This window comes from Stappia sp. (assembly GCF_040110915.1).
GTDB lineage: Bacteria > Pseudomonadota > Alphaproteobacteria > Rhizobiales > Stappiaceae > Stappia.
In genome coordinates this window covers 4,619,118-4,641,962 of the sequence record NZ_CP157793.1, presented here as the reverse complement: position 1 = coordinate 4,641,962, position 22,845 = coordinate 4,619,118, and the positions used below count along the sequence as shown (strand labels likewise).

The window sequence follows — 22,845 nt, the reverse complement described above, 5'->3', positions numbered from 1 at the left end:
CTGCCTTTTCGATGATGGGTCCCGCGGGCAAGAGGGGAAAGCGGCGGCCTTCCTGTCGCGCGGCGTCGCGCGGAGGACTCGACGGGGGCGCGGCCGATCTAGCGCGAAGCCCGAGACGGCGCAATCGCGAAGCGGCCGTGCTTCGACGGGCGCCTGGCGCGCCTTCCGCCGCCGCGCCTCCGGAATCCGCGCCTTCGGAAAAAGAAGGGCGCCGGAAAAATCCGGCGCCCCGCGGGCCAATGGCCCTTCGCTCAGTTGGCGTTCAGACGCTTTTCGATGGCCTCGACCTCGGCGAAGACCTTGTCCACCACCTCGGCGCCGATCATCTCCTTCATCCAGGGAACGACCGCGGACTGCGCCGCCTCCCGAAGGCGGGCGCGCTCGGCCTCGCTGATCGGGCGGACGTCGACGCCATTGTCGGCCAGCACCTTCAGCGCGTCGACGCGGTTGCGATAGCTGGCGATGCCGAATTCCGCCGCCGCGCCGATCTCGGCGCCGCGCTTCAGCACCTTGCGCTGCTCGTCGTCGAGCGACTGCCAGAACTTCTCGTTGATCAGGTAGAAGTTGACCACGCCGATGCTGTTGTCGAGCGTCACGTTCTTGGCGACCTCATAGTACTTCTGGTCGACCATGATGCCGAGCGTATGCCCCAGCCCGTCGATGACCCCGGTGCTGATCGAGGTGTAGATCTCGCCCCAGGAGACCGGCGTCGCCGATGCGCCCAGCGCTTCCCAGGCCTTGATGGTGAGCTGGCTGCTCGGCAGCGTGCGCAGCTTCAGATCCTCAAGGTCTTCCAGCTTGTCGATCGGGCGCGTCTTGTTGATGAAATTGTAGAAGCCGTAAGGGGCGGCGGCGAGCACGCGCACGCCGAGATCGCGGGCCATCATCTCGTTGAGCTCGGCGAAGGTCGCGCTCTCGAAGAACGCCTTCATGACGAATTCGTCGGAGAAGAGGTACGGCGTGAACCAGGCGAGCATCGGGTCGTAGGCGCCGGTCAGCGTCTCGTCGCCCTGAACCATCTTGTTGATGCCGAGCTTCGCGCCTTCCAGGAGCTTCTCCGTGTCGCCAAGCTGGCCGGAGTGGAACAGCTCGACGGAAATGTCGCCGGCCGACGCCGCCTCGACATACTGCTCGAACGCCTGCCAGCCCTGCGAGTTCGCACCCGTGGGCGACTCGATGGTGCCGATCTGAAGCGACACGGACTGGGCGGCGGCGCCAAAGGTGAGCGCCGCGGAGCACGCCAGCGCCAGAGCGCCCCGGGTCACCGCTTTCATCGGCTTCAACGCCTGGATAGATCCTGCGAACGTCATGATGGAATTTGCTCCCTGTCGTCGGAACCCTCGTCGGATTTCCTGAAGTGTCGTGGCGGCACGGTCGCTGCCCTGCCGGTACGCCGGGGCCCGTTCGAACACTGTTCGCCCGTTCGAAAACTGTCCGAAAGGCCCGAGGCTCCGTATCGTCGGCCCCGACCTCCCCGTCGGCATGCCGGCTACTCCACCACTGCTAGCAGGTCGAAGGACGGCCAGACAGACGGTCCCGGGGCCCTGTCTAAAATACTCAACACCAAGACCGGGCAGCGGTGGCGGCGACCGCTGTCAACCGGCGCCCGAGGAGGGCCGCTCTGGTGCGCAAGGAGAAATCGTGATTAAGAGGGCCGGCCAAATGACGGAGACCGACTGTGGCCAGGATCGGAAACAAGATCAGGGATCTCAGGCGCCGGCGGCAGCTGACCATCCGCGAGCTGTCGCTGCGCTCGGGCGTGTCCCATTCGACGATCTCGCTCATCGAGCGCGAGAAGGTCAGCCCCTCGCTGAACACGCTGCAGGCGATCCTGGACGCGCTCGGCAGCACGCTCGTCGGCTTCCTGCACGGGGTGCAGATGGGCAGTCACAGCCCCTTCTACCGGGCCGACGAATTGCCGGAAATCGGAAATGTGCGTGGAATTTCCTATAAGTTGATCGGCATGAGCCACCCCAACAGAACCCTGCAGTTCCTGAAAGAGACCTACCAGATCGGCGCCGACACGGGCGGCCAGCTGTCGCATGAGGGACAGGAGGCCGGATATGTCGTGTCCGGGCGGATCGAGGTCCGCGCCGGCGCGAAGACCGAGGTGCTCGGCCCCGGCGACGCCTATTACTTCGACAGTCGCGAGGAGCACCGCTTTCGCAATGTCGGCGACGAGCCGGCGGAAATCGTCAGCGCGATCACACCCCCGACCTACTGACGCGGGAACCTTTCGCCCGCCTTCGCGCCCTGCCCCTCGACCTGCCCGGCGGCGCAGTCGGAGGGCCGGAATCGCGCGCGGGATTGGTGAGAATAATCACCAAGCGTCCGGGATAATTGACACTCTCGATGTGCCGGCCCTAAGCGCTTGGAGGTTCTTCATTCAAAAAGGGTGCTCCATGTCCAATCCAGACGAGCGCGCGACGTCCATCCTGGGTGCCGCCTATTTCCGCAAACCCCAGGAAAGCATCCTGGCCGAAAACGACGCCATCGAGGGGACGGTCAAACAGATCCTCGCCGACGTGCGCAAGGACGGCGACGCCGCCGTGCGCGCCTATAGCGCCAAGTTCGACAGGGTCGACGTCGATGCCGTCGAGGTCTCCGCCGAGGACATCCGCAAGGCGGTCGACACCCTCGATCCGGCCATGCGCGAGGACACGCTCTTCGCCATCGCGCAGGTGCGCAATTTCGCCGAAAAGCAGCTCGCCACCATGCTGCCGCTCGAGGTCGAGACCCTGCCCGGCCTGACGCTCGGCCATCGCGTGATCCCGATCCGGCGCATCGGCGCCTATGTTCCCGGCGGCCGCTATCCGCTGATGTCGGCGCCGATCATGACCATCGTTCCGGCCAAGGTCGCCGGCTGCGACGAGGTGATTGCCTGTCTTCCGCCGAGCGCCCATGAAGCGATGATCGCCGGCTGCCACCTGTCGGGCGCGGACCGCATCTTCCGCATCGGCGGCGCGCAGGCCATCGCCGCCATGGCCTATGGCACCGAGACCGTTCCCGGCGTCGACAAGATCGTCGGCCCGGGCAACGCCTATGTGAACGAAGCCAAGCGCCAGGTCTTCGGCCCGGTCGGCATCGACCAGCTGGCCGGCCCGAGCGAGGTCTTCGTCATTGCCGACGAGACGGCCTCCGCCGAAATGGTCGCCATCGACCTGCTGGCCCAGGCGGAGCATGACGTGCGGGCGCGCGTCGGCCTGATCACGACCAGCCGCGCGCTTGCCGAGGCGGTCGAGAAGGAGGTCGCGCGGATCCTGGGCGAACTCAAGACCAGCGCCGTTGCCGCGGAAGCCTGGGAGCGGTTCGGCGAGATCGTCCTGTGCGACGATGTCGATGCGATGATCGCCTATTCCGATCTGGTCGCGCCGGAGCACCTGGAAGTGATCACCAGGGATGTGGATGCGGTCGCCGCGAAGCTGCGCAACTACGGCTCGCTCTTCATCGGGCCCAATGCGTCGGTGGTCTATTCGGACAAGTGCTGCGGCACGAACCACACGCTGCCGACGGCCGGTGCCGGCCGCTATACCGGAGGCCTGTGGGTCGGCGCCTTCGTGAAGGTCTGCACCCACCAGCGCCTGACCGAGACGGCCGTGGCGGAAGTCGCGCCGCACGCCGTGCGCCAGAGCCTTTATGAGGGCATGGAAGCCCACGCCCGTGCGGCCGACCACCGTCTGGTGCTGGCCGGGCTCGGCTCCCGCATTCCGGCCAACTGAGCCGGAGCGCTCCAGCCAACTGCGCGACCCGGGCGGGAGCGATTCCGCCCGGGTCCACCGTCGCGCGCGCCGTCCCGGCCGGCAACGCGCGGCAGGCCGTGACCGGCCGGCGCGGGGCGGGCGCCCTGCGGCCAGCGGATCCGTCAGATGCCGGCGGCATGACCGAAGGAGGACATGGCAAATCCGAACGCCAGTCCCAGGGCGGTCAGCTTCCCCGCCACCAGAACAAGTGCCGCCACGAGTGCGGCCATGACGATGACCCCGTCGCGCTGCAGCAGACCGAGGGCGACGCCCACGATGCACAGCGCCGGCAGCATGTTGCCGAAGGGGATCGGGAGCGCGATGATCAGGGCAAGAACGAAACACATTGCCCCGATCATCCGGGTCCGCGCGACGATGCCCTGCCAACGCGGGCGGGACCAGCGGTCGAGCATCCCGAGCGCGCCGGCAAGCCGGCCCAGGGCCGCCCGCGTCAGACGCGTCGGAAGGCGGCGGCTTTGCAAAATGGCCGGCAGGCGCGGATCCGCGCCCCGCAACACCATGCGTAGCGAGACCAGGATCAGCGGAATGGCTATGATCGTGCTCATGCCGGCGACCGGCAGCGGCGCGGCCTCCGGCAGGGCAAGCAACATCAGCAGCAAGGGGTTGGCCTGCGGTCCGGCGAAGCGGGCCAGCTCGCCAAGCGTCATCGGCTCGCCGCCCAGGCGTGAATGCAGCCTGTCCAGCACCTGCCGGCTGTCGTCTGATCTTCCTTCGGCGACATCCATCAATGTGCCACATGCCCTTGAAATCGTGACGGTTCGGCGCGCCCGAAAGCGGAGCCGCCCCGCGCCGCCTCGTCAGTCGTAGCGGCGCTCGAACGCCACGACGGTGCCATCCGCCCTTGTCAGGCTGCGGGCGTAAATCTCGAGCGGCCCGAAGCCGTCGTCGACGAAGCCGTCGACCGTCACCGCTTCGCCGACGTCGACCGGCACCCAGTTGGGGCCGACGTAGATGCGGACCGCGCCGCTCGAGTCGGCAAGGCGGAACTCGTCCTCGTCGGTGATGCGTTCGACGGTCCCCTGGACCTTGACCATGGTCCCGCGCTGCAGGTCGCCGATCTGCGTGACGCCGCTGTCGGCGTGCGCGGCGGTGATCACGAGGGAGCCGAAGAGAGCCGCGAAAACGGCGGAAGTGAAGCGTTTCATCCGTGCTGGTCCTGACAATCGCTGAGCTGAACGGAGGTTGCGGCGTCAGTCGAGAGCGACGCCGAGAAGGACGAGCAGGAGCACCCCACCCGCGACGAGAACCTTCCGGGAGACCCGGATGTCGCCATTGAGCCAGTCGCCTGCGCGCTGCAGGTCGCTCCGGCCCGTCTCGGTATGCTGATGTTCGCTCATCTCGGGTCACTCCATCCTGGGATCGTTCATCGATCCGACGGAGGCACATTGCCGGGTCTTCCTGACCACAGCCTGACGAGCCGTCAGGAATGCGGGGCCGGCCACCTGAGCACGAACTCCGCGCCGCCGCCGGGGGTGTCGCCTGCCTCCACGGTGCCTCCTTGCGCGCGCTGGACCCGGGCCACGATGGCAAGGCCGAGACCGGCACCGCCGGGGACCGCCTCCGGACCGCGCCAGAATGCATCGAAGAGACGTCCGTCCGCGCCGTCAGGCAGTCCGCGTCCGCGGTCGCACACGGTCACGACCGGTCCCGGCCCCACGGTGATCGCAACCGGGCCGGCGCCCCCGTGCAGGATCGCGTTTTCGACGAGGTTCGTCAGCGCAAGCTCCACGCCCTCGCGGTTGGCTAGAACCATGTTCGGCCCCTGTGGCAGGTCGAGCGCCAGGTCGACGCCGCGCTGGTAGGCGAAGGGCGCCAGCGCGGCGACCACCGTCTCCGCCGCTGCGCGCAGGTCGATGGGCGCCTGCGCCCCCGTTTCTCCGAGCATGTCCGCACGCGAAGAGGCCAGGAGCTGCCCGACCGTTCGCGACAGGGCGGCGAAATCGGCGCGCAGCCTGTCGTTCGTCTCGCCCGGGGGCAGCGCATCCACGCGAGCGACCAGCACGGCGAGCGGCGTGCGCAGGGCATGGGCGGCCTCGGCGGCGCGACGCGTCTCGGCGTCCAGCGCCTGGTGCAGCCTTTCGATCGAACGTTGCGTGGCATCCACGAGGTCCGAGATCTCCGCCGGCATGCGGGTCTGCGGCGGCGGCGTCGGCGCGCCGGTTCGCAGGGAGCGCGCCCAGGCGGCGGCGGCGGAGACCGGCGCGAGGCCACGGCGGATCAGGAAGGTATTCGCCGCAATCAGAAGCAGCGCGAGCGGCAGGATCGGCAGCCAGACATGCTCATGGAACTCGTCAAGATAGGCGTGCCACAGGAGGCGTGCGGGGTCATCCCGCATCACGAACACCATCCGCAGGCCGTCCGCGCGCCCCTCGAATTCGTGCCCCGCCACGAGAAACGGCGCCCCCTGGCCGGCAACGCGGGTGATCCAGTCGTCCGCGTAGAGATCGATCGCGCCGGACGGGATCAGGCGGGCATTCATGGCATCGAGGACAACGCCACCGCGATCCACGAGTGCGAAGGCATAGGCGTCGGGATGCTCGGCATAGAGCTTGCGAACACCGGCATCGGGTGGCAGCGCGGCGCCGTCGAGCGCCGCTTCCAGACCGTCGATGCGATCGGCGACGACTTCAGCCTCCAGCGCGCGCCGGTCCGACCCGTAGTAGATCCCGACGACGACGGAGTTCAGCACGAAGACGGCGCCGGCGATCAGAAGCAGACGCCGCGCCAAGAGCCTGGCAAGTGGCGGACCGGAGCGGGAGGCGGCGGGGCTCATCGGGTCTCGTCGCTCGGCAGCATCCATCCGAGGCCCCGCACGGTCACGATCGGGATGGGACAGCCTGCCGCCTCCAGCGCCCGGCGCAAGCGCGACACCGCGGCCTCCAGTGCGTTTGGCCCGACGTCGTCCTCGAACCCGTAGACCGCCTCGTCCAGCGCGCGGCGCGACACGACACGACCCGCGGCGCGCATCAGATGCTCAAGCACGGTGACTTCCCGCCGACCCAGCGCGACAGGCACATCGTCGACGCTGACGCTCCGCGACGCGGTATCGAGCGCCAGAGCTCCCAGGCGCAGCGTGGTCGCGGAGCGGTCTCCGGGCCGGCGCAGCACCGCCCGGCAGCGCGCGACCAGCTCCGGCATTTCGACCGGTTTCACCACATAGTCATCGGCACCGCCGTCGAGCCCGGCGAGGCGATCGGACAGCTGATCGCGTGCCGTCAGCACGATCACCGGCAGTCGCCCGCCGTCGCGCAGGGTCGGCAGCAGGGTCAACCCGTCGTCGTCCGGCAGACCGAGGTCGAGGATCGCAAGCGTGTATGGCGCCACAGCCGCCATGTCGCGGGCCTCCCGCGCGGTGCTCGCGTGATCGACGGTCAGACCGGCCCGGCGGAGGGCATCGCCAACCGCCTCCGCAAGCGGTCGGTGGTCTTCGACGAGCAGCACGCGCATGCGCTTCTTCCTTCGGCACGATGTCCCAGCACCCGGCCATTCTATCGCACGGCGGGCCGTGCCGGCGTGTTGCGAGGGGCGACGGGACGAACCGTCGCACCCACGTCCCTCTTCCGCGCGCCGCCTCGCCGCCGATCACGGCCGATGGTCATGGCAGGCGGTCATGGCAGGCGGTCGGAGATCGGTAGGTCCCACAGCACGCCAGGCGCGACGCCCTCCACGGCGTCGATGCCTCCGCGTTCCGGCAGCGCCTTTGGCGGGTGCGGTCCTTGCATCGCCTCCGGTCAGCGCTTACGTGGAGGTCTCCACGCAACAGGACACGCTTTCGCCATGGACCAGCCCCTCGCCGCCCTTCCCCTTTCGGTTTCGCCGCGAGACGTGCTGCCCCATGCCCTCCTCCGTGTCCCTCTCCGGCCTGTCCTGGTCCACGCCTGACGGCACGCCGCTTTTCACCGATCTCGATCTGACCTTCGGGTGCGAACGCACCGGCCTTGTCGGGCGCAACGGCGCGGGCAAGAGCACCCTGCTGCGCCTGATCTCCGGCGACCTGCACCCGTCGGCGGGCACGGTCACCGTGTCCGGCAGCCTCGCGATGGTCCGCCAGGATGCAATTCAGGGGCCCGACGACACGGTCGCGGACCTGTTCGGCATCCGCTCCGCGCTCGATCTGCTTGCGCGTGCCGAAAGCGGTCTTGCCAGTGCCGAAGACCTGGCCGACGCGGACTGGACCCTGCCCGCCCGGGTCGAGACCGCGCTGCAGCGCTGCGGTCTGTCCGTCGATCCGCGGGCGCGGCTGGCGACGCTGTCCGGCGGGCAGCGCAGCCGGGCGGCTTTCGCCGCGTCGATCCTTGCCGATCCGGATATCCTGCTCCTCGACGAACCCACGAACAACCTCGACCGCGACGGACGCCGGGCGGTGACCGACCTCCTGCGGGGCTGGACCGGCGGCGCGATCGTCGTCAGCCACGACCGGGAGCTGCTGGAAGACATGGCCGCCATCGTCGAGCTGACCTCGCTCGGCGTGGCGCGATACGGCGGGAATTACAGCGCGTTCCGGCAACACAGGGACGCGCAGCTGCGCGCGGCCGAACGCGACCTCGCGCATGCGGAAAAGTCCCGCGACGAGGCGGCTCGCCGCGCGCGACAGGCGGCCGAGCGAAAGGCACGCAAGGACGCCGCCGGACACAGGGCGCGCGCGAAAGGCGACCAGCCGAAAATCCTGATGGACGCCGCAAGGGAGCGGGCCGAGGCATCGGGCGGCGCGGGCGCGCGTCTGCGCGATGCCCGACGCGATGCGGCCGAGGCGGAGTTGTCGGCCGCGCGCGAAAAGCTCGAGACGGTGCAGCCCCTGCGCATGACCATACAAGCGACCGGCCTCGCCCCGGGCCGAACCGTGCTGCGGGTCGAGGGCCTGACGGGCGGCCATGACCCGCAGCGCCCGCTCATCCGCGATCTGTCGCTGACCCTCACCGGCCCCGAGCGCGTGGTCATCGCCGGACCCAACGGCTGCGGCAAGACCACGCTCCTCAAGCTCATCACCGGCCAGATCGCGCCGCACCGCGGCCGCATCGACCTCATGGTCCCCTTCGCCTTGCTCGACCAGCCTGTGGGGCTGCTCGATCCGGCGCGCACGCTGCACGAGAATTTCCAGCGCCTCGCCCCGTCGGCGACCGCCCGCATGGCCCATGCGGCGCTGGCCCGCTTCGGCTTTCGCGCGGGTGACGCCCTGCGGCGCGCGGGCACGCTGAGCGGCGGCGAGCGCCTGCGCGCCGGTCTGGCCTGTGCCCTGGGGGCCGTGCCGCCGCCCATGCTGCTGATCCTGGACGAGCCGACCAATCACCTCGACCTCGACGGTCTCGCGGCACTGGAGGCCGCGCTCGACGCCTATGACGGCGCGCTGCTGGCGATCAGTCACGACGCGGCCTTCATCGCCGCGCTCGCGCCGGACAGGACCCTTCATCTGGAAGGATGAGCGGCTGGAAGGATGACCGGCGCGCGCCGCCTTGCCGCCAGTCACGGCCGGCGGTCGGAGATCGGCAGGTCCGCCAGCTTGCCACGCAGGTAGTCGAGGAAGGCCTTTTCCGCCCGGTTGAACTTGGCGCTCCTGTTCCAGATCAGATGAATGTTGACCGGCGCCACGCCTTCGTAGGGCGGCAACTCCCACAAGAGACCGGCGGCGACATCCTGCGCGGCGATGTGCTCGGGCAGCGGACCGATGCCCAGACCGCACACAATCATGCGCCGCACCTCCTCCAGATTGGCCGAAGACCCGACGATCCGTCCCGCGAAGCCCTCCTTGGCGCGAAACACCGCCAGCGGCGACAGTTCCCCGTCGAGCTGGTCGGAGGTGAAGGACACGAAATCCTCGTGACGCAGATCGCCGACCTCGAGGCCGCTCCTGCCGAAGAACCGGTGCTGCGGACCGCAATAGAGCCGGTAGGTCTGATGGATCAGCACCTCGTTCTCCAGCCCCGGGATCGGCTCGCGCAAAAGGCAGATGCCGACCGAGCCGATCTTCTGCTGCACGGCCACATGCACGTCCGTCGACACCATCACGTCGATGCGGAAGGTCACCTGCGGATGCAGCCGGTGAAACTCGTCCAGCGCCTCGTTGAGGATCCGGGTCTGGATGCGGCTGGTCATCACGACCCGCACATGGCCGGAGATCTCCTCGCGCACGTCGCGCACCAGCACCCCGAATCGCGAGATCGTGCCGAAGATCTCCACCACCTCGCGATAGATGTGGTCGCCCACCTCGGTCACGCGGAAGCGGCCGTGGCCACGCTCGATCAGGCGCCGTCCGAGCCGGTCCTCCAGACGCTTGAGCGCCAGACTGACGGCCGGCTGGGTCAGGAACAGCCGCGCGGCCGCGCCGGTGATGCTGCCCTCCTGCACGATCACCATGTAGGTGCGCAGCAGGTTCCAGTCGAGTTCCCGCCCAAGACGGTCGAGCTCCTTCTCAGACGCCATTCAGCCCCCTTCCCGTCCCTTTTCGCGAGGTTTGCCATAAAACCAGAAAAACACAAATGACCGACGTAATACGAATTAGTTTCCTGTTTCTCCTGGATATTCCCGATTTTTCGCGCCGCTCCGCCGGACGACGGGAGCCGACCATTCTTCCCACCCATTAAATTCATTAATATCACAAATCAGCATTAGCTATTTGCCTCCCGCGCCGTTCCGCGCCCCAATGCGCGCCGTCGGCCCCTGCGCTGCCGCCCCCCCGAGGCCTCCCGAGGCCTCATGCCCGGGGCGGGTCCTCCCGGACCCCGACGCGCGACGACCGACGCAGGACATCCGGTGCCGGGCCCCTCGCAGCGCGACCGCCTGCCGGGCGCATCCGGCTCCCCTTGGGAGGCTGAACAGCAATGACCCGACCCGCCCCGGGCGGCGGTGGCGGCGCGCGCGATGGCGCGCGCACGCCCGATGCTGCCCTTGACGATCCCGTCGGCGATGCCGGCCCGGAGGCGCTGCGCGCCGCGCTGATCGAGGCCGCCGACGCCCGCGCCGGCTGGGCGGTGGACCTGCTCTGCGATCTGGTGCGCAAAGCTTCCGTCCTCGGCGCCGAAGCGGGCGCCCAGGCCCTGATGGCCGAGACCTTCGACGCCCTCGGCCTGGACGTCGACCGCTTCGAGGTGGACGAGGACGCCCTTCGCGGCGAACCCGGCTATTCGCCGTCGATCCTCCCCTACGCGGGCCGCGAGAACGTTGTCGGCGTGCACCGCCCGGCCGCGCACACGGGCCGGTCCCTCATCCTCAACGGACATATCGACGTGGTTCCGGCCGGACCGGCGGAGTTGTGGCGCACACCGCCCTTCGAGCCGACGGTGCGCGATGGCCGGCTCTACGGACGCGGCGCCGGCGACATGAAGGCGGGCATCGTCGCCTATACCGCCGCCTTCGCCGCGCTCGGCGATCTGGGGCTTGCGCCGGCCGCGCCGGTCTATCTGCAATCGGTCATCGAGGAGGAATGCACCGGCAACGGCGCGCTCGCCTGCCTGCATCGCGGCTACACGGCGGATGCGGTGATCATTCCCGAGCCTTTCGATCATAGTCTTCTGGTCGCCCAGCTCGGCGTGCTGTGGCTGCGACTGACGGTGACCGGCACGCCCGCCCATGCGCTGGACACGGCGGCCGGCTGCAACGCCATCGACGCCGCGATGCGTCTCGTCGCCCATCTGCGCGATCTGGAAGCGCGGTGGAACACGGACGCGCACAAGCATCCGGCCTTCGCCGACCATCCGCACCCGGTCAACTTCAACCTCGGCGGCATCCAGGGCGGCGAATGGGCCTCCTCGGTGCCGACCCGCTGCACGCTCGACCTGCGGATCGGTTTTTATCCCGGGATGCGCATCCATGAGGTCAAGGAGGCGGTGGCGCGCGAGATCGCGCGCGCGCGGCGCGAGGATCCGCTGGTCGGCAAGGCGGAGATCGCGATCGACTATCGGGGATTCCAGGCGGAGGGCTGCGTCCTCGAGCGCGACCACGCGATGATGGACCTTCTCGCCGACTGCCACCGGCAGGTGCGCGGCGACACCCCCCGGGATCTGGCCGCCACCTGCACGACCGACGCCCGCTTCTTCCGGCTCTACGGCGACATGCCGGTCACCTGCTACGGACCGCAGGCCTCCGACATCCACGGGATCGACGAATCCGTCTCGCTCGACAGCCTGCGTGACGTCACCCGCGTGCTGGCGCTGTTCATCGCGTCCTGGTGCGGCGTCGAGCGTCGCGCCGCCCCCGCCGACGGGCCCCACTCAGACAATCCTCTTCCAGAAAACGGAGTATCCACGTGACCGCGCCAAGCGACACCGCACCGCCGGCGAAACAGGCAAGCGTCAGCCCCGAGGAATGGGCGACGCGCGTCGACCTCGCCGCCGCCTACCGCCTGTTCCACCTGCTCGGCATGACCGATCTGGTCTACACGCACATGTCGGCCCGGGTTCCCGGCGAGCCGGACCGCTTCCTCATCAATCCCTACGGCCTGATGTTTCACGAGGTGACCGCCTCCAATCTGGTCAAGGTCGATGCCGACGGCAATCTCGCGGAAGAGACGGAGTGGGACTGCAATCCGGCCGGCTTCACCATCCACAGCGCGATCCACGACGCGCGGCCCGATGCCGGCAGCGTCATTCACCTGCACACCACGGCCGGCATGGCGGTCAGCGCCCAGAAGGAGGGGCTGCTGCCGCTGACCCAGCACAGCCTGCGCTGGTACAACCGCCTCGCATATCACACCTATGAAGGCATCGCACTCGACCTTGCGGAGCGCGAGCGTCTCGCCGCCGATCTGGGTCGGCATCACACCATGCTGCTGCGCAATCACGGCTATCTCACCGTCGGCCGCGACGTGCGCGAGGCCGCGATCCTCGCCCATTACTTCGAACAAAGCTGCCGCGAGCAGATCGCCGCCCTGTCCGGCGGGCGGGAGCTCGTGTTCCCCGCCGCAGAGGTCTGCGAACACACGGCGCGTCAGTACGAGGAGAAATACCCGCGCGCCGGCACGCTGGAGTGGGAGCCGCTCCTGCGCTGGATCGAACGCGAGGACGGGGACGGCTACCGCAGCTAGCACCCGCCCGCCGTTCCACCGATGTCCCGCCGCGCATGCCGGCACGCGGGATGGACCGGCCAGGTGGCTCGCCCTTCTCGGCGCCACCCGGGCCGGCCGGCATGCAAACGAACCGATAACCACCAAGCCAGATCAGGGAAAAGCACAGCGACCATGAACAGTCATCCGCGACCCTTCCGAAAGATCCTGGCGGCAGCCCTGCTGTCCGCCGCCCTCGTCCCGACCGGGTTTCTCCCGCACACGGCCCCCGCGCAGGCCGCGGAGCAACCGCAGCGCGGCGGCACCCTCAACATCGTCGTCCAGCCCGAGCCGCCGCTGCTCATTCTGGGCCTCAACCAGCAGGGCCCCACGCAGACCGTCGCCGGCAAGATCTACGAGGGCCTCCTGACCTACGACTTCGATCTCAGCCCGAAGCCGGGCCTCGCCAGGAGCTGGGAGGTGTCGGAGGACGGCAAGACCTACACCTTCCATCTGGAGGAAGGTGTGACCTGGCACGACGGCGAGCCCTTCACCGCCGATGACGTGGTGTTCAGCGCCTCGGAGTTCCTGATGGACACCCACCCGCGCGCCCGCGCCAATTTCTCGCGTGCGGAATCGATCACCGCGCTTGACGACCACACCGTCGAGTTCCGCCTGAAGGAGCCCTTCCCGGCGTTCCTGCTGGCCTTCGAGGTGTCCTCCGCGCCGATGATGCCCGCGCATATCTACCAGGGCACGGACTACCGCAACAATCCGATGAACGGGACGCCGATCGGAACCGGTCCGTTCAAGTTCGCGGAGTGGGTCAAGGGCAGCCACATCCATCTGACGCGCAACGACGCCTACTGGCAGGAGGGCAAGCCGTATCTGGACGAGATCTACTTCAAGGTGATCCCCGACGCCGCCTCGCGCGCCGTGGCGCTGGAAAGCGGCAGCATCCAGCAGACGCAGTACAACGCCATCGAGCCGTTCGACGTCCAGCGGCTGGCCGCGCTGCCGCATGTGGAGCTTGAGCTGAAGGGCTACGAATTCGTCGCCCCGATGGCCTGGATCGAGATGAACCACCGGGTCGAACCGCTCAACGACAAGCGCTTCCGGCAGGCCATCCTCTATGCGCTGGACCGCGAATTCATCCGCGACCGCATCTGGTTCGGGCTCGGCCGCGTGCCGACCGGTCCGGTCAACTCGGTCACCAAGTTCTACGAGCCCGACGTCACGCCCTATGCGCTCGATCGCGACAAGGCCGTCGCCCTGCTCGACGAGATGGGCCTCGAGCCGGACGCCGACGGCGTGCGCGCCACCGTCCGCTTCCTGCCCATGCCCTATGGCGAGACCTGGACCCGGCTGGCGGAATACATCAAGCAGTCGCTCGGCAAGGTCGGCATCGAGGTGGTGCTGGAGAGCACCGACGCGGCCGGATGGGTGCAGCGCGTGTCCAACTGGGACTACGAGATGACCACCAACTTCCTGTACCAGTACGGCGATCCGGCGCTGGGCGTGGCCCGCACCTACATCTCGGACAACATCCGCAAGGGCGTGATGTTCTCCAACACCATGGGCTACGACAACCCGGAGGTGGACCGCCTGTTCGCCGAGGCCGCGCAGGAAACCGATCCGGAGAAGCGCCAGGCGCTCTACAGCGCGGTGCAGAAGATCCTGGTCGAGGACGTCCCCGTCGCCTGGCTGATGGAGATGGAGTTCCCGACCCTGAAGGACACCCGCCTCAAGGGCTCGACCACCACCGCGATCGGCGTCAACGAATCCTACGCCGACGCCTGGCTCGACATGAAGTGACGGTCACGACGTGACGGTTGACGGGGGCGGCGGACCGCGCCGCCCCCTGCCCGGCCGCGCCCCGTTTTCTCACGGCACCCGAACAGGAAGACCCGACCTATGGCCGGATACGCCTCCTTTCTCGGACGACGGCTGGTCAAGGCAGTGTTCATTCTGCTGGCCATCGTCATCCTGAATTTCCTTCTGGTCCATGCCGCGCCCGGCGACCCCGCGATGGTGATGGCGGGCGAGGCCGGCGCCGCCGACGAGGAGTTCGTCGCGCAGCTGCGCGAGCAGTTCGGCCTGGACCGTCCCTTGCACGAACAGCTCGTCTCCTATGTCGGCAATGTCGCGCAGGGCGACCTCGGTTTCTCCTACCGCCAGCAGCGCCCGGTCTGGGACCTGATGATGGAGCGCCTGCCGGCGACGCTCGTGCTGACGCTGAGCGCCTTCGTGCTCGCGCTGGTCGGCGGCGTCCTGATGGGCACGCTCGCGGCCATGAACGTCGGGCGCTGGGGCGACACGGCGATCACGGTGATCGCGCTCCTGTCCTACGCCACGCCGATCTACTGGGTCGGGCTGATGCTCGCCCTGCTGTTCTCGGTCAATCTCGGCTGGCTGCCGGCCTTCGGCTACGAGACCATTGGCGCCAATCTCACCGGGTTCGCCCGCGTATGGGACATCGTCCAGCACATGATCCTGCCGGTCGTCACGCTCGGCCTGTTCTACATGGCCGTCTATACGCGGCTCACCCGCGCCTCGATCCTGGAGGTGCGCGACATGGACTTCGTCAAGACGGCCCGGGCCAAGGGTCTGCGCGAAGGCCCCATCGTCGCCCGCCACATCCTGCGCAACGCCATCCTGCCGGTCATCACCTTCGCCGGCATCCAGGCCGGCCATCTGATCGGCGGCTCGATCCTGATCGAGACCGTGTTCGCCTGGCCGGGCCTCGGACGGCTCGCCTTCGACGCGGTGCTGCAACGCGACTACCAGGTGCTGCTCGGCATCTTCTTCATCACCTCGGTGCTGGTGATCGTCTTCAACATCATCACCGACATCCTCTATTCCCTCGTCGACCCGCGCGTGGAGGTCTCCTGATGAGCCGGGACTTCTGGAAAGCCTTCGCCCGCAACAAGGGCGCCGTCGTGGGGCTCGCGATCCTCATCGCGGTGGTGCTGCTCGCCGCCCTTGCCGACGTGCTCTACCCCTTCAGCCCCTGGGACATGACCGCCATGCCCTTCGCCCCGCCGATGTCGGAGGACGCGCTTTTGGGCGCCGACACGCTCGGCCGCGACGTCGCCGCGGGAATCGCGCACGGCGCGCGCGTCTCGCTGCTCGTCGGCCTGACGTCGACGGCCGTGGCGCTCGTCATCGGCGTCGTGCTGGGCGCCATCGCCGGCTATCACGGCGGCTGGGTGGACGATGCCATCATGCGCTTCACCGAATTGTTCCAGACGGTGCCGAACTTCGTGCTGGCGGTGGTGCTTGTGGCGATCTTCACGCCCAGCCTGGAGAGCATCGTGATCTCCATCGCCATCGTCAGCTGGCCACCGCTGGCGCGGCTGGCGCGCGGCGAGTTCATGGCGCTGCGCTCGCGCGAATTCGTGCAGGCGGCCGTCACCAGCGGCCAGTCGAGCGCCACCATCATCCTGCGCCAGATCCTGCCCAACAGCCTGTCGCCGATCATCGTGTCGGCCTCGCTGATGGTCGCGACCGCGATCCTGCTGGAAAGCTCGCTGAGCTTCCTCGGCCTCGGCGACCCCAACGCCATGAGCTGGGGCTACATGGTCGGCGCGGCGCGCACCGTGATCCGTCAGGCCTGGTGGATGAGCTTCTTCCCCGGCATCGCGATCCTGTTGACCGTGATGGCCCTGAATCTGGTCGGCGAGGGGCTCAACGACGCCCTCAACCCGCGCCTGCGCCGCAAAGGGAAATGACCATGACCGAACCGACGCAACCGCTTCTGGACGTGCGCGGGCTCTCCATCGCCCTGCCCGAGGGCGCCGACCGGCCGCATGCGGTCGAGGACGTGACGCTCGCCCTCAATCCCAACGAGATCCTCTGCGTGGTGGGCGAATCCGGCTCGGGCAAGTCGATGACCGCGCATGCGGTGATGGGCCTGCTGCCCCGCCCGCATGTGCGCGTCGTCGCCGGCGAGGCGCGCTTCAAGGGCCGCGACATCGTGACGATGACGGAGGCCGACCAGCGCGCGCTGCGCGGCAGCCGCATCAGCATGATCTTCCAGGAGCCGATGACCGCCCTCAATCCCCTGATGCGGGTCGGCGAGCAGATCGAGGAAGTGTTGCGGGTGCACAGCCCGATGTCCAAGGCGGAGCGCGGCCAGCGCGTGCTGGAGCTCTTCGAGGACGTCGGCCTGCCCAATCCGGATGAATTGCGCCGCAGCTATCCCTTCCGTCTGTCGGGCGGGCAGCGCCAGCGCGTGATGATCGCCATGGCGCTGGCCCTCAAGCCCGATATCCTGATCGCCGACGAGCCGACCACCGCGCTCGACGTGACGACCCAGAAGCAGATCCTGCAGCTGATCAAGACGATCCAGCACGAGCGCCACATGGGGGTGATGTTCATCACCCACGACATCGGCGTGGTGGCGGAAATCGCCGACCGCGTGGCCGTGATGCAGCAGGGCAGGCTGGTGGAGATCGGCCCCGCTGCGAAGGTCCTCAACGATCCGCAGCACCCCTACACCCGCGGCCTGATCGCCTCGGTGCCGCATTACATCGAGCACCGCGACGATTTCGTCCGCCAGGGCGGCGCGCTGCTCAAGGCGGAGAAGGTCAACAAGCGCTTCCACATCGGCGGCGGGCTGTTCGCCAGGGGGCGCGAGGTGGTCGCCGGCGACGACATCTCGCTGACCATCCATCCCGGCGAGACCGTCGGCCTCGTCGGCGAATCCGGTTCGGGCAAGTCGACGCTGGGGCGCAGCCTCGTCGGCCTGAGCGTGCCCGACAGCGGCGTGATCGACTACAAGGGCACCGACCTGCTGCGCCTCTCCAAGCGACAGTTCCGCCCGTTCCGCCGTGACATCCAGATGATCTTCCAGGATCCCTATGCCTCGCTCAATCCCAGGCACAAGGTGGGCGACATCATCTCGCAGGGGCCGGTGGCCTTCGGCGAGGACCGCGATGCGGCCCTCGCCCGCGCCCGCGAACTGCTGGAACTGGTCGGGCTCGATGCCTCGGCCGCCGACCGCTTCCCGCACGAGTTCTCCGGCGGCCAGCGCCAGCGCATCTCGATCGCCCGCGCGCTCGCCATGGAGCCCAAGCTGATCGTCGCCGACGAGCCCGTCTCGGCGCTCGACGTCTCTGTCCAGACGCAGGTGCTGAACCTGCTCGACGACATCCGCCACCGGCTGAACCTGTCGATGCTCTTCATCACCCACGACCTGCGCGTCGCCGCCCAGGTCTGCGACACCATCGCGGTGATGCGGCTCGGCAAGATCGTGGAAATGGACTCCGCCCGCGCGGTGTTCACCAACCCGAAGCACGAGTACACGCGCACGCTGCTCGACGCGATCCCCGGCCGCGACTGGGAGGTGCCGGCGCATCTGCTCGGCGAGGGCGCGCAACGGTCGACCCGGGCGGCGGCACATGCGGCGGCACACGCCGCGCAACCGGGGGAGGCCCGCTGATGCGCATCGCGATCATCGGCGCCGGCGCGGTGGGCAATCTGCTCGCCGCGCGGCTCACGGCCGCGCAAGCCGACGTCACGCTGGTCGCGCGCGCCGCCACCGCCGCGCAGATCCGGCAAAAGGGGCTGCTCGTCGTCTCCCCCGACAACCGCGTCGGCCACCATGAGGTGCGTGTTACCGACGACCCGGTGGCGGCCGGACCGCAGGACGTGATCATCCTCTGCGTCAAGACCTATGCGCTGCCCGGCGTGCTGGCCACCATGGCCAGCCTGTGCGGCCCGCACACGCGCGTCGTGCCGATGATCAACGGCATTCCCTGGTGGTACCCGCATGCCCAGCCGGCCCCGCTGGCCGACCGGCGCATGACTTCGGTCGACCCGGACGGCACGCTGTCGGAGAGCCTCGACGCGCAGCGCATCGTCGGCGCCTGCACCTATGTGGCGGTGGAGAACGACGGCCCGGGGCGCATCCGCCACATCGACGGCCAGCGCTTCGTGTTCGGCGATCCTGCGGGACGCCCCCTGCCGGAGATCGACGCGCTCGCCGACATCTTCGGCAAGGCCGGTTTTCAGGCCCGCGCCACGACCGACATCCGCGCGGAGGTCTGGACCAAGCTCCTCGGCAACATCTGGTACAACCCGACCAGCGTGCTGACCGGGGCCACGCTCACCACGCTGTGCACCGATCCGGGCCTGCGCGAGATCGGCGTCGCCATGATGAGCGAGGCGCGCGCCGTGGCCGAGAGGCTCGGCGTGACCTTCCAGGAAGACATCGAGCAGCGCATGCAAAGTGCCGCCGCCGTCGGGGATTTCAAGACCTCGATGCTGCAGGACTACGAGGCCGGACGCCGGCTGGAGCTTCCCGCCATCCTCGGATCGGTGATCGAGCTGGCGGAGATGGCCGGCGTCGACACGCCGACGCTGCGGTCCGTGCGCGCGCTCGTCTCCCTGCGCGTGCGCACCCGCAACGCCGCCCGCGCCGCCTGACCGCCCCCCCGCCCTCACCTTCCCGCGTCCCGCGCCGCCACACGCCGGCGCATGTCCTTTGCCAGCGAACGAGACAGCCATGACCGTATCCGCCGACGCACTGCCCGTGTTCACCCCCGATCTGCCGATCAATGCGGCCCGCCTGTGGCGCTCCCTGATGGAGATGGCCGCCATCGGCGCGACGCCGAAAGGCGGCAACCGCCGCCTGGCGCTGAGCGACGAGGACAAGGCCGGGCGCGATCTCTTCGTAACCTGGTGCCGCGCCGCCGGCTGCAGCGTCACCGTCGATGCGGTCGGCAACATCGTCGCGCGCCGCGCCGGCACCGATCCGGCCCTTCCCCCCGTGGTGATCGGCAGCCATCTGGACACCCAGCCGACCGGCGGGCGCTTCGACGGGGTCTTCGGCGTGCTCGCCGGGCTGGAGGTGATCCGCACCCTCAACGACGCCGGGATCGCGACCCGTCATCCCGTCGAGGTCGTGTCCTGGACCAACGAGGAAGGCGCGCGCTTCTCGCCGCCGATGATGGGCTCGGGCGTGTACACCGGCGAGTTCACCTTGCAGGAGATCCTCGACAAGGTCGGGCAGGATGGTGCGCGCCTGGGCGACGAGCTGGAGCGCATCGGCTATCGCGGCACGGCCGATCCGACCGACCACCCGATGGCCGCCTATTTCGAGGCGCATATCGAACAGGGGCCGGTGCTGGAAGACTGCGGCCTGCCCATCGGCGTCGTCACCGGCGCCCAGGGGCAGCGCTGGTACGAGGTCACCGTCACCGGACGCGAGGCGCACGCCGGCCCGACGCCGATGCGCCTGCGCAAGGATGCGCTGGTGGGCGCCGCCCGCCTCGTCGAAGCCGTGCGTCAGGTCGCGCTGGACCATGGCGAGGACGCCTGCGGCACGGTCGGCATCCTCGACGTCAGCCCGCATTCGCGCAATGTGATCCCCGGCCAGTGTTTCCTCACCGCCGACCTGCGTCATCCGGACATGGAAGTGCTCGGGCGCATGGACGCGGCGTTGCGCGCCCGCGCGGGCGACATCGGCACGGCGCTCGGGCTCGACGTGGCCGTGCGCGACTTCTGGCAGTTCCCCTCCACCGCCTTCGACGCGACGCTGATCGGCCGGGTGCGGGCGAGCGCCGAGGCGCGCGGCTTCGCCCATCGCGACATCGTGTCCGGCGCCGGCCACGACGCGGTCTATCTGGCGCGCAAGGTGCCGACCGCCATGATCTTCATCCCCTGCGAGGGCGGCATCAGCCACAACGAGCGCGAGAACATCGTCCCCGACCATGGCGCACAGGGCTGCGCGGTGCTGTTCGATGCCGTGCTCGACACGGCCGGGCGCGCCTGACACCACGCAAGCAAGGGAGTTTCGCGCGATGCGGACCGTCTATCACCCCGACGCCGTGCTGCATGAGCCGCCGCGGTTCCTCGTTCGCGGCGAACCCCGGCCGGTGCCGGAAAAGCCGGAGCGCGCGCGCGCCATCGTGGAGCTTCTGAGCGCGCGGGGCCTCGCGCCCGACCTGCCGCCCGACTATGGGCCGGGTCCGCGCGCCGCCGTGCACAGCCGCGACTATCTGGCGTTCCTGGAGACCGCCTACGAGCGGTGGTCGCGGCTTGAGGACGCAAGCCCCGCCGTCATTCCCAATGTGTTTCGCGGACCCGGAATGCAGTCCTACCCGCGCGACGTGGTCGGTCAGGCCGGCTTTCATCTGTCCGACACCGCCTGCCCCATCGCCGCCGGCACCTGGCGGGCGACGGCCTGGTCGGCCAACAGCGCGGTGCATGCCGCCCGCCTCGTCGCCACCGGCGCGGAGGACACCGCCTATGCCGTGTGCCGCCCGCCCGGGCATCACGCCAGCCGCGACCGGGCCGGCGGCTTCTGTTTTCTGAACCACGCGGCCATCGCCGCGCAGGAGTGCCTGAGCCTGCTCACCGCCCGGGGCCAGCGGCCGCGGGTCGCCATCCTCGACGTCGACGTGCACCACGGCAACGGCACGCAGGAGATCTTTTACGACCGCGACGATGTGCTGTTCGCCTCCGTCCATGCGGATCCGGACGGCTTCTATCCCTTCCTGGCCGGCCACGCGCACGAGCGTGGCGAGGGGCGCGGGCTCGGCTACACGTTGAACCGCCCGCTGCCGCTCGGCACGGACGAGGCGACCTTCCTTGCCGAGACTGAGGCCATCTGCGCGGAGATCGGCCGCTTCGGCCCGGAGATCCTGATCCTGTCGCTCGGCTTCGACACCTACATGCACGATCCGCTGGCGGCCTTCGGCGTCACCACGCCCGGTTTCGCCCGCCTTGCGCGGATCTTGCGCGCCATGCGCCTTCCGACCGTGATCATCCAGGAAGGCGGCTACGCCATCGACGCCCTCAACGCCAACCTCGGGAGCTTCCTCGACGGTTGGACCACCCCCGACGGAGAGACAGCATGACCGAGACCGCCCGCCAGCAGGCCACCAGCGTGCATCATCTGGAAAACGGCCTGACCCGCGTCACCGAATGGCGCTTCGCGCCCGGCGCGGAAACCGGGGACCACGTGCACGACTATTCCTATGTGATCGTGCCGCTCACCGCCGGAACCCTGCGTCTGGAGCATCCCGACGGCAGCGTCACCGAGGCCGACCTCGTGCCCGGGCGCAGCTACTGCCGCGCGGCCGGAACCAGCCACAATGTGATCAACGCCTCCGACACCGATCTGGCCTTCGTGGAGGTCGAGTTCCTCGACGCTCCCATCGGAAACCCGAGGTGCTGAACCTTCCAGCGGGCCGCTTCGCGGCGGTCGCCCTGCTCGGGCTCTTCTGGGGCCTCAACTGGCCGGCGGTGAAGATCGCACTGGCCGAGGTGCCGCCGGTTCCGCTGCGCGCCATCGGCTTTTCGGCCGGCGCGCTGATCCTCTTCGCCCTCGCCGTTCTGCGCCGGCGCGGGTTGCTGCCGCGACGCGGCGAGATCCTGCCGATCCTGATGGCGGGGATGCTGAACATCCTCGCCTTCAACCTGTTCACCGCCTTCGGACAGTTGAACATGGCGACCTCGCGCGCCGCGATCATCGCCTTCACCATGCCGGCCTGGGCGGCTCTTCTGGCGTGGCCGCTGCTCGGCGAACGGCCCGGCCTGCGTCAGGCGGTCGGACTGGCCTGCGGCATGGCGGGGCTCGCGGTGCTGCTCGGGGTCGATGCGCTGCGGGGGGCCGCCCTCAGCCCGCTTGGCGTCGGCTTCATGCTCGGCGCGGCGGTGAGCTGGGCGCTCGGCACGGTTGTCATGAAGCGTACCACCTGGACGTCGAGCATGATCGTGGTGACGGGCTGGCAATACGCGGTGGCGGCCCTCCCGATGATCGTGGCGGCCGCGCTCATCGGCGGTCTTCCGTCGCCGGCCGGCCTGTCGGCCCCGGTGCTCGGCGCGCTTGCCTATCACATCGTGTTTTCCATCGGCCTCGCGCAGACCATGTGGTTCCTGATCGTGCGCCGGCTCAGTGTCGGACAGGCGACGCTCGGCACGCTGCTGACCCCCATCGTCGGGGTGAGCGGTTCGGTGCTGCTGCTCGGCGACGCGCTGACATGGAACATGCTCGCCGCGCTCGCGCTGGTGCTCGCCGCCGTCGCCTGCGTCATGGGCCCGGTGCCGAAACGCGCGAAGAAGCCCGCCGTCGCGTGACGGCGGGCTTCTTCACAGGCCAAT

At 69.0% G+C, this 22,845-nt stretch carries 21 protein-coding genes; 14 read left to right on the top strand and 7 right to left on the bottom strand.

The features are described from left to right. Positions 1-251: 251 nt before the first annotated feature. Entirely contained in the window at positions 252-1,310 is a 1,059-nt protein-coding gene (locus ABL312_RS20735; RefSeq protein ID WP_349359297.1) for a TRAP transporter substrate-binding protein, read from the bottom strand. Between the two features lie 368 nt (positions 1,311-1,678). Between ABL312_RS20735 and ABL312_RS20730 the strand changes: the two genes are divergently transcribed. Continuing rightward, positions 1,679-2,224: a cupin domain-containing protein gene (locus tag ABL312_RS20730; RefSeq protein WP_349359296.1), complete on the top strand. Its 546-nt coding sequence runs from the start codon at positions 1,679-1,681 to the stop codon at positions 2,222-2,224. A gap of 178 nt (positions 2,225-2,402) precedes the next feature. Then, a complete protein-coding gene (gene hisD / locus ABL312_RS20725; protein ID WP_349359295.1) occupies positions 2,403-3,719 on the top strand; it encodes a histidinol dehydrogenase in 1,317 nt (438 codons plus the stop codon). 143 nt (positions 3,720-3,862) lie between these two features. On the opposite strand, the gene ABL312_RS20720 is transcribed toward hisD, so the two are convergent. The 5 genes from ABL312_RS20720 to ABL312_RS20700 form a co-directional block, all read right to left on the bottom strand. Continuing rightward, positions 3,863-4,486, bottom strand: coding sequence for an exopolysaccharide biosynthesis protein (locus ABL312_RS20720; RefSeq protein WP_349359294.1), 624 nt, complete (start codon positions 4,484-4,486; stop codon positions 3,863-3,865). Between the two features lie 72 nt (positions 4,487-4,558). Then, the gene (locus ABL312_RS20715; protein ID WP_349359293.1) at positions 4,559-4,906 is read right to left on the bottom strand and encodes a hypothetical protein; all 348 of its coding nucleotides are present in this window, start codon (positions 4,904-4,906) and stop codon (positions 4,559-4,561) included. Between the two features lie 45 nt (positions 4,907-4,951). After that, the gene (locus tag ABL312_RS20710) at positions 4,952-5,098 is read right to left on the bottom strand and encodes a hypothetical protein (RefSeq protein WP_349359292.1); all 147 of its coding nucleotides are present in this window, start codon (positions 5,096-5,098) and stop codon (positions 4,952-4,954) included. 83 nt (positions 5,099-5,181) lie between these two features. Next, entirely contained in the window at positions 5,182-6,534 is a 1,353-nt protein-coding gene (locus ABL312_RS20705; RefSeq protein WP_349359291.1) for a HAMP domain-containing sensor histidine kinase, read from the bottom strand. Then, a complete protein-coding gene (locus ABL312_RS20700; RefSeq protein ID WP_349359290.1) occupies positions 6,531-7,208 on the bottom strand; it encodes a response regulator transcription factor in 678 nt (225 codons plus the stop codon). The genes ABL312_RS20705 and ABL312_RS20700 overlap by 4 nt, the downstream gene beginning before the upstream one ends. A gap of 388 nt (positions 7,209-7,596) precedes the next feature. Between ABL312_RS20700 and ABL312_RS20695 the strand changes: the two genes are divergently transcribed. Beyond that, on the top strand, positions 7,597-9,180 hold the full coding sequence (locus ABL312_RS20695; protein ID WP_349359289.1) for an ABC-F family ATP-binding cassette domain-containing protein: 1,584 nt from the start codon (positions 7,597-7,599) through the stop codon (positions 9,178-9,180). Between the two features lie 41 nt (positions 9,181-9,221). Here ABL312_RS20695 and ABL312_RS20690 read toward each other — a convergent pair whose 3' ends face one another. Beyond that, positions 9,222-10,178 carry a LysR family transcriptional regulator gene (locus tag ABL312_RS20690; RefSeq protein WP_349359288.1) on the bottom strand — a complete coding sequence of 319 codons (957 nt, stop codon included), beginning with the start codon at positions 10,176-10,178 and terminating at the stop codon, positions 9,222-9,224. Positions 10,179-10,576: 398 nt separating this feature from the next. On the opposite strand from ABL312_RS20690, the gene ABL312_RS20685 reads away from it, so the two are divergent. From ABL312_RS20685 to ABL312_RS20635, 11 genes are all read left to right on the top strand, one after another. Further along, positions 10,577-12,004: an ArgE/DapE family deacylase gene (locus ABL312_RS20685; protein ID WP_349359287.1), complete on the top strand. Its 1,428-nt coding sequence runs from the start codon at positions 10,577-10,579 to the stop codon at positions 12,002-12,004. Next, positions 12,001-12,777 (top strand): class II aldolase/adducin family protein, encoded by a 777-nt coding sequence (locus ABL312_RS20680; RefSeq protein WP_349359286.1) that lies wholly within the window; start codon positions 12,001-12,003, stop codon positions 12,775-12,777. The genes ABL312_RS20685 and ABL312_RS20680 overlap by 4 nt, the downstream gene beginning before the upstream one ends. A 153-nt stretch (positions 12,778-12,930) precedes the next feature. Then, positions 12,931-14,550, top strand: coding sequence for an ABC transporter substrate-binding protein (locus tag ABL312_RS20675; protein WP_349359285.1), 1,620 nt, complete (start codon positions 12,931-12,933; stop codon positions 14,548-14,550). 99 nt (positions 14,551-14,649) lie between these two features. Beyond that, positions 14,650-15,627 carry an ABC transporter permease gene (locus ABL312_RS20670; RefSeq protein ID WP_349359284.1) on the top strand — a complete coding sequence of 326 codons (978 nt, stop codon included), beginning with the start codon at positions 14,650-14,652 and terminating at the stop codon, positions 15,625-15,627. Next, the gene (locus ABL312_RS20665) at positions 15,627-16,466 is read left to right on the top strand and encodes an ABC transporter permease (protein WP_349359283.1); all 840 of its coding nucleotides are present in this window, start codon (positions 15,627-15,629) and stop codon (positions 16,464-16,466) included. The genes ABL312_RS20670 and ABL312_RS20665 overlap by 1 nt, the downstream gene beginning before the upstream one ends. Positions 16,467-16,468: 2 nt before the next feature. Beyond that, a complete protein-coding gene (locus ABL312_RS20660; RefSeq protein ID WP_349359282.1) occupies positions 16,469-18,178 on the top strand; it encodes an ABC transporter ATP-binding protein in 1,710 nt (569 codons plus the stop codon). After that, complete coding sequence (locus ABL312_RS20655) at positions 18,178-19,164, top strand: 2-dehydropantoate 2-reductase (protein ID WP_349359281.1); 987 nt, start codon at positions 18,178-18,180, stop codon at positions 19,162-19,164. Before ABL312_RS20660 ends, ABL312_RS20655 begins: the two co-directional genes overlap by 1 nt. A 79-nt stretch (positions 19,165-19,243) precedes the next feature. After that, on the top strand, positions 19,244-20,512 hold the full coding sequence (locus ABL312_RS20650; protein ID WP_349359280.1) for a Zn-dependent hydrolase: 1,269 nt from the start codon (positions 19,244-19,246) through the stop codon (positions 20,510-20,512). A 28-nt stretch (positions 20,513-20,540) separates the two neighbouring features. Continuing rightward, positions 20,541-21,599 carry a histone deacetylase family protein gene (locus ABL312_RS20645; RefSeq protein WP_349359279.1) on the top strand — a complete coding sequence of 353 codons (1,059 nt, stop codon included), beginning with the start codon at positions 20,541-20,543 and terminating at the stop codon, positions 21,597-21,599. After that, the gene (locus tag ABL312_RS20640) at positions 21,596-21,919 is read left to right on the top strand and encodes a cupin domain-containing protein (protein WP_349359278.1); all 324 of its coding nucleotides are present in this window, start codon (positions 21,596-21,598) and stop codon (positions 21,917-21,919) included. Before ABL312_RS20645 ends, ABL312_RS20640 begins: the two co-directional genes overlap by 4 nt. Then, the gene (locus ABL312_RS20635) at positions 21,913-22,821 is read left to right on the top strand and encodes a DMT family transporter (RefSeq protein ID WP_349359277.1); all 909 of its coding nucleotides are present in this window, start codon (positions 21,913-21,915) and stop codon (positions 22,819-22,821) included. Before ABL312_RS20640 ends, ABL312_RS20635 begins: the two co-directional genes overlap by 7 nt. Positions 22,822-22,845: the final 24 nt, after the last annotated feature.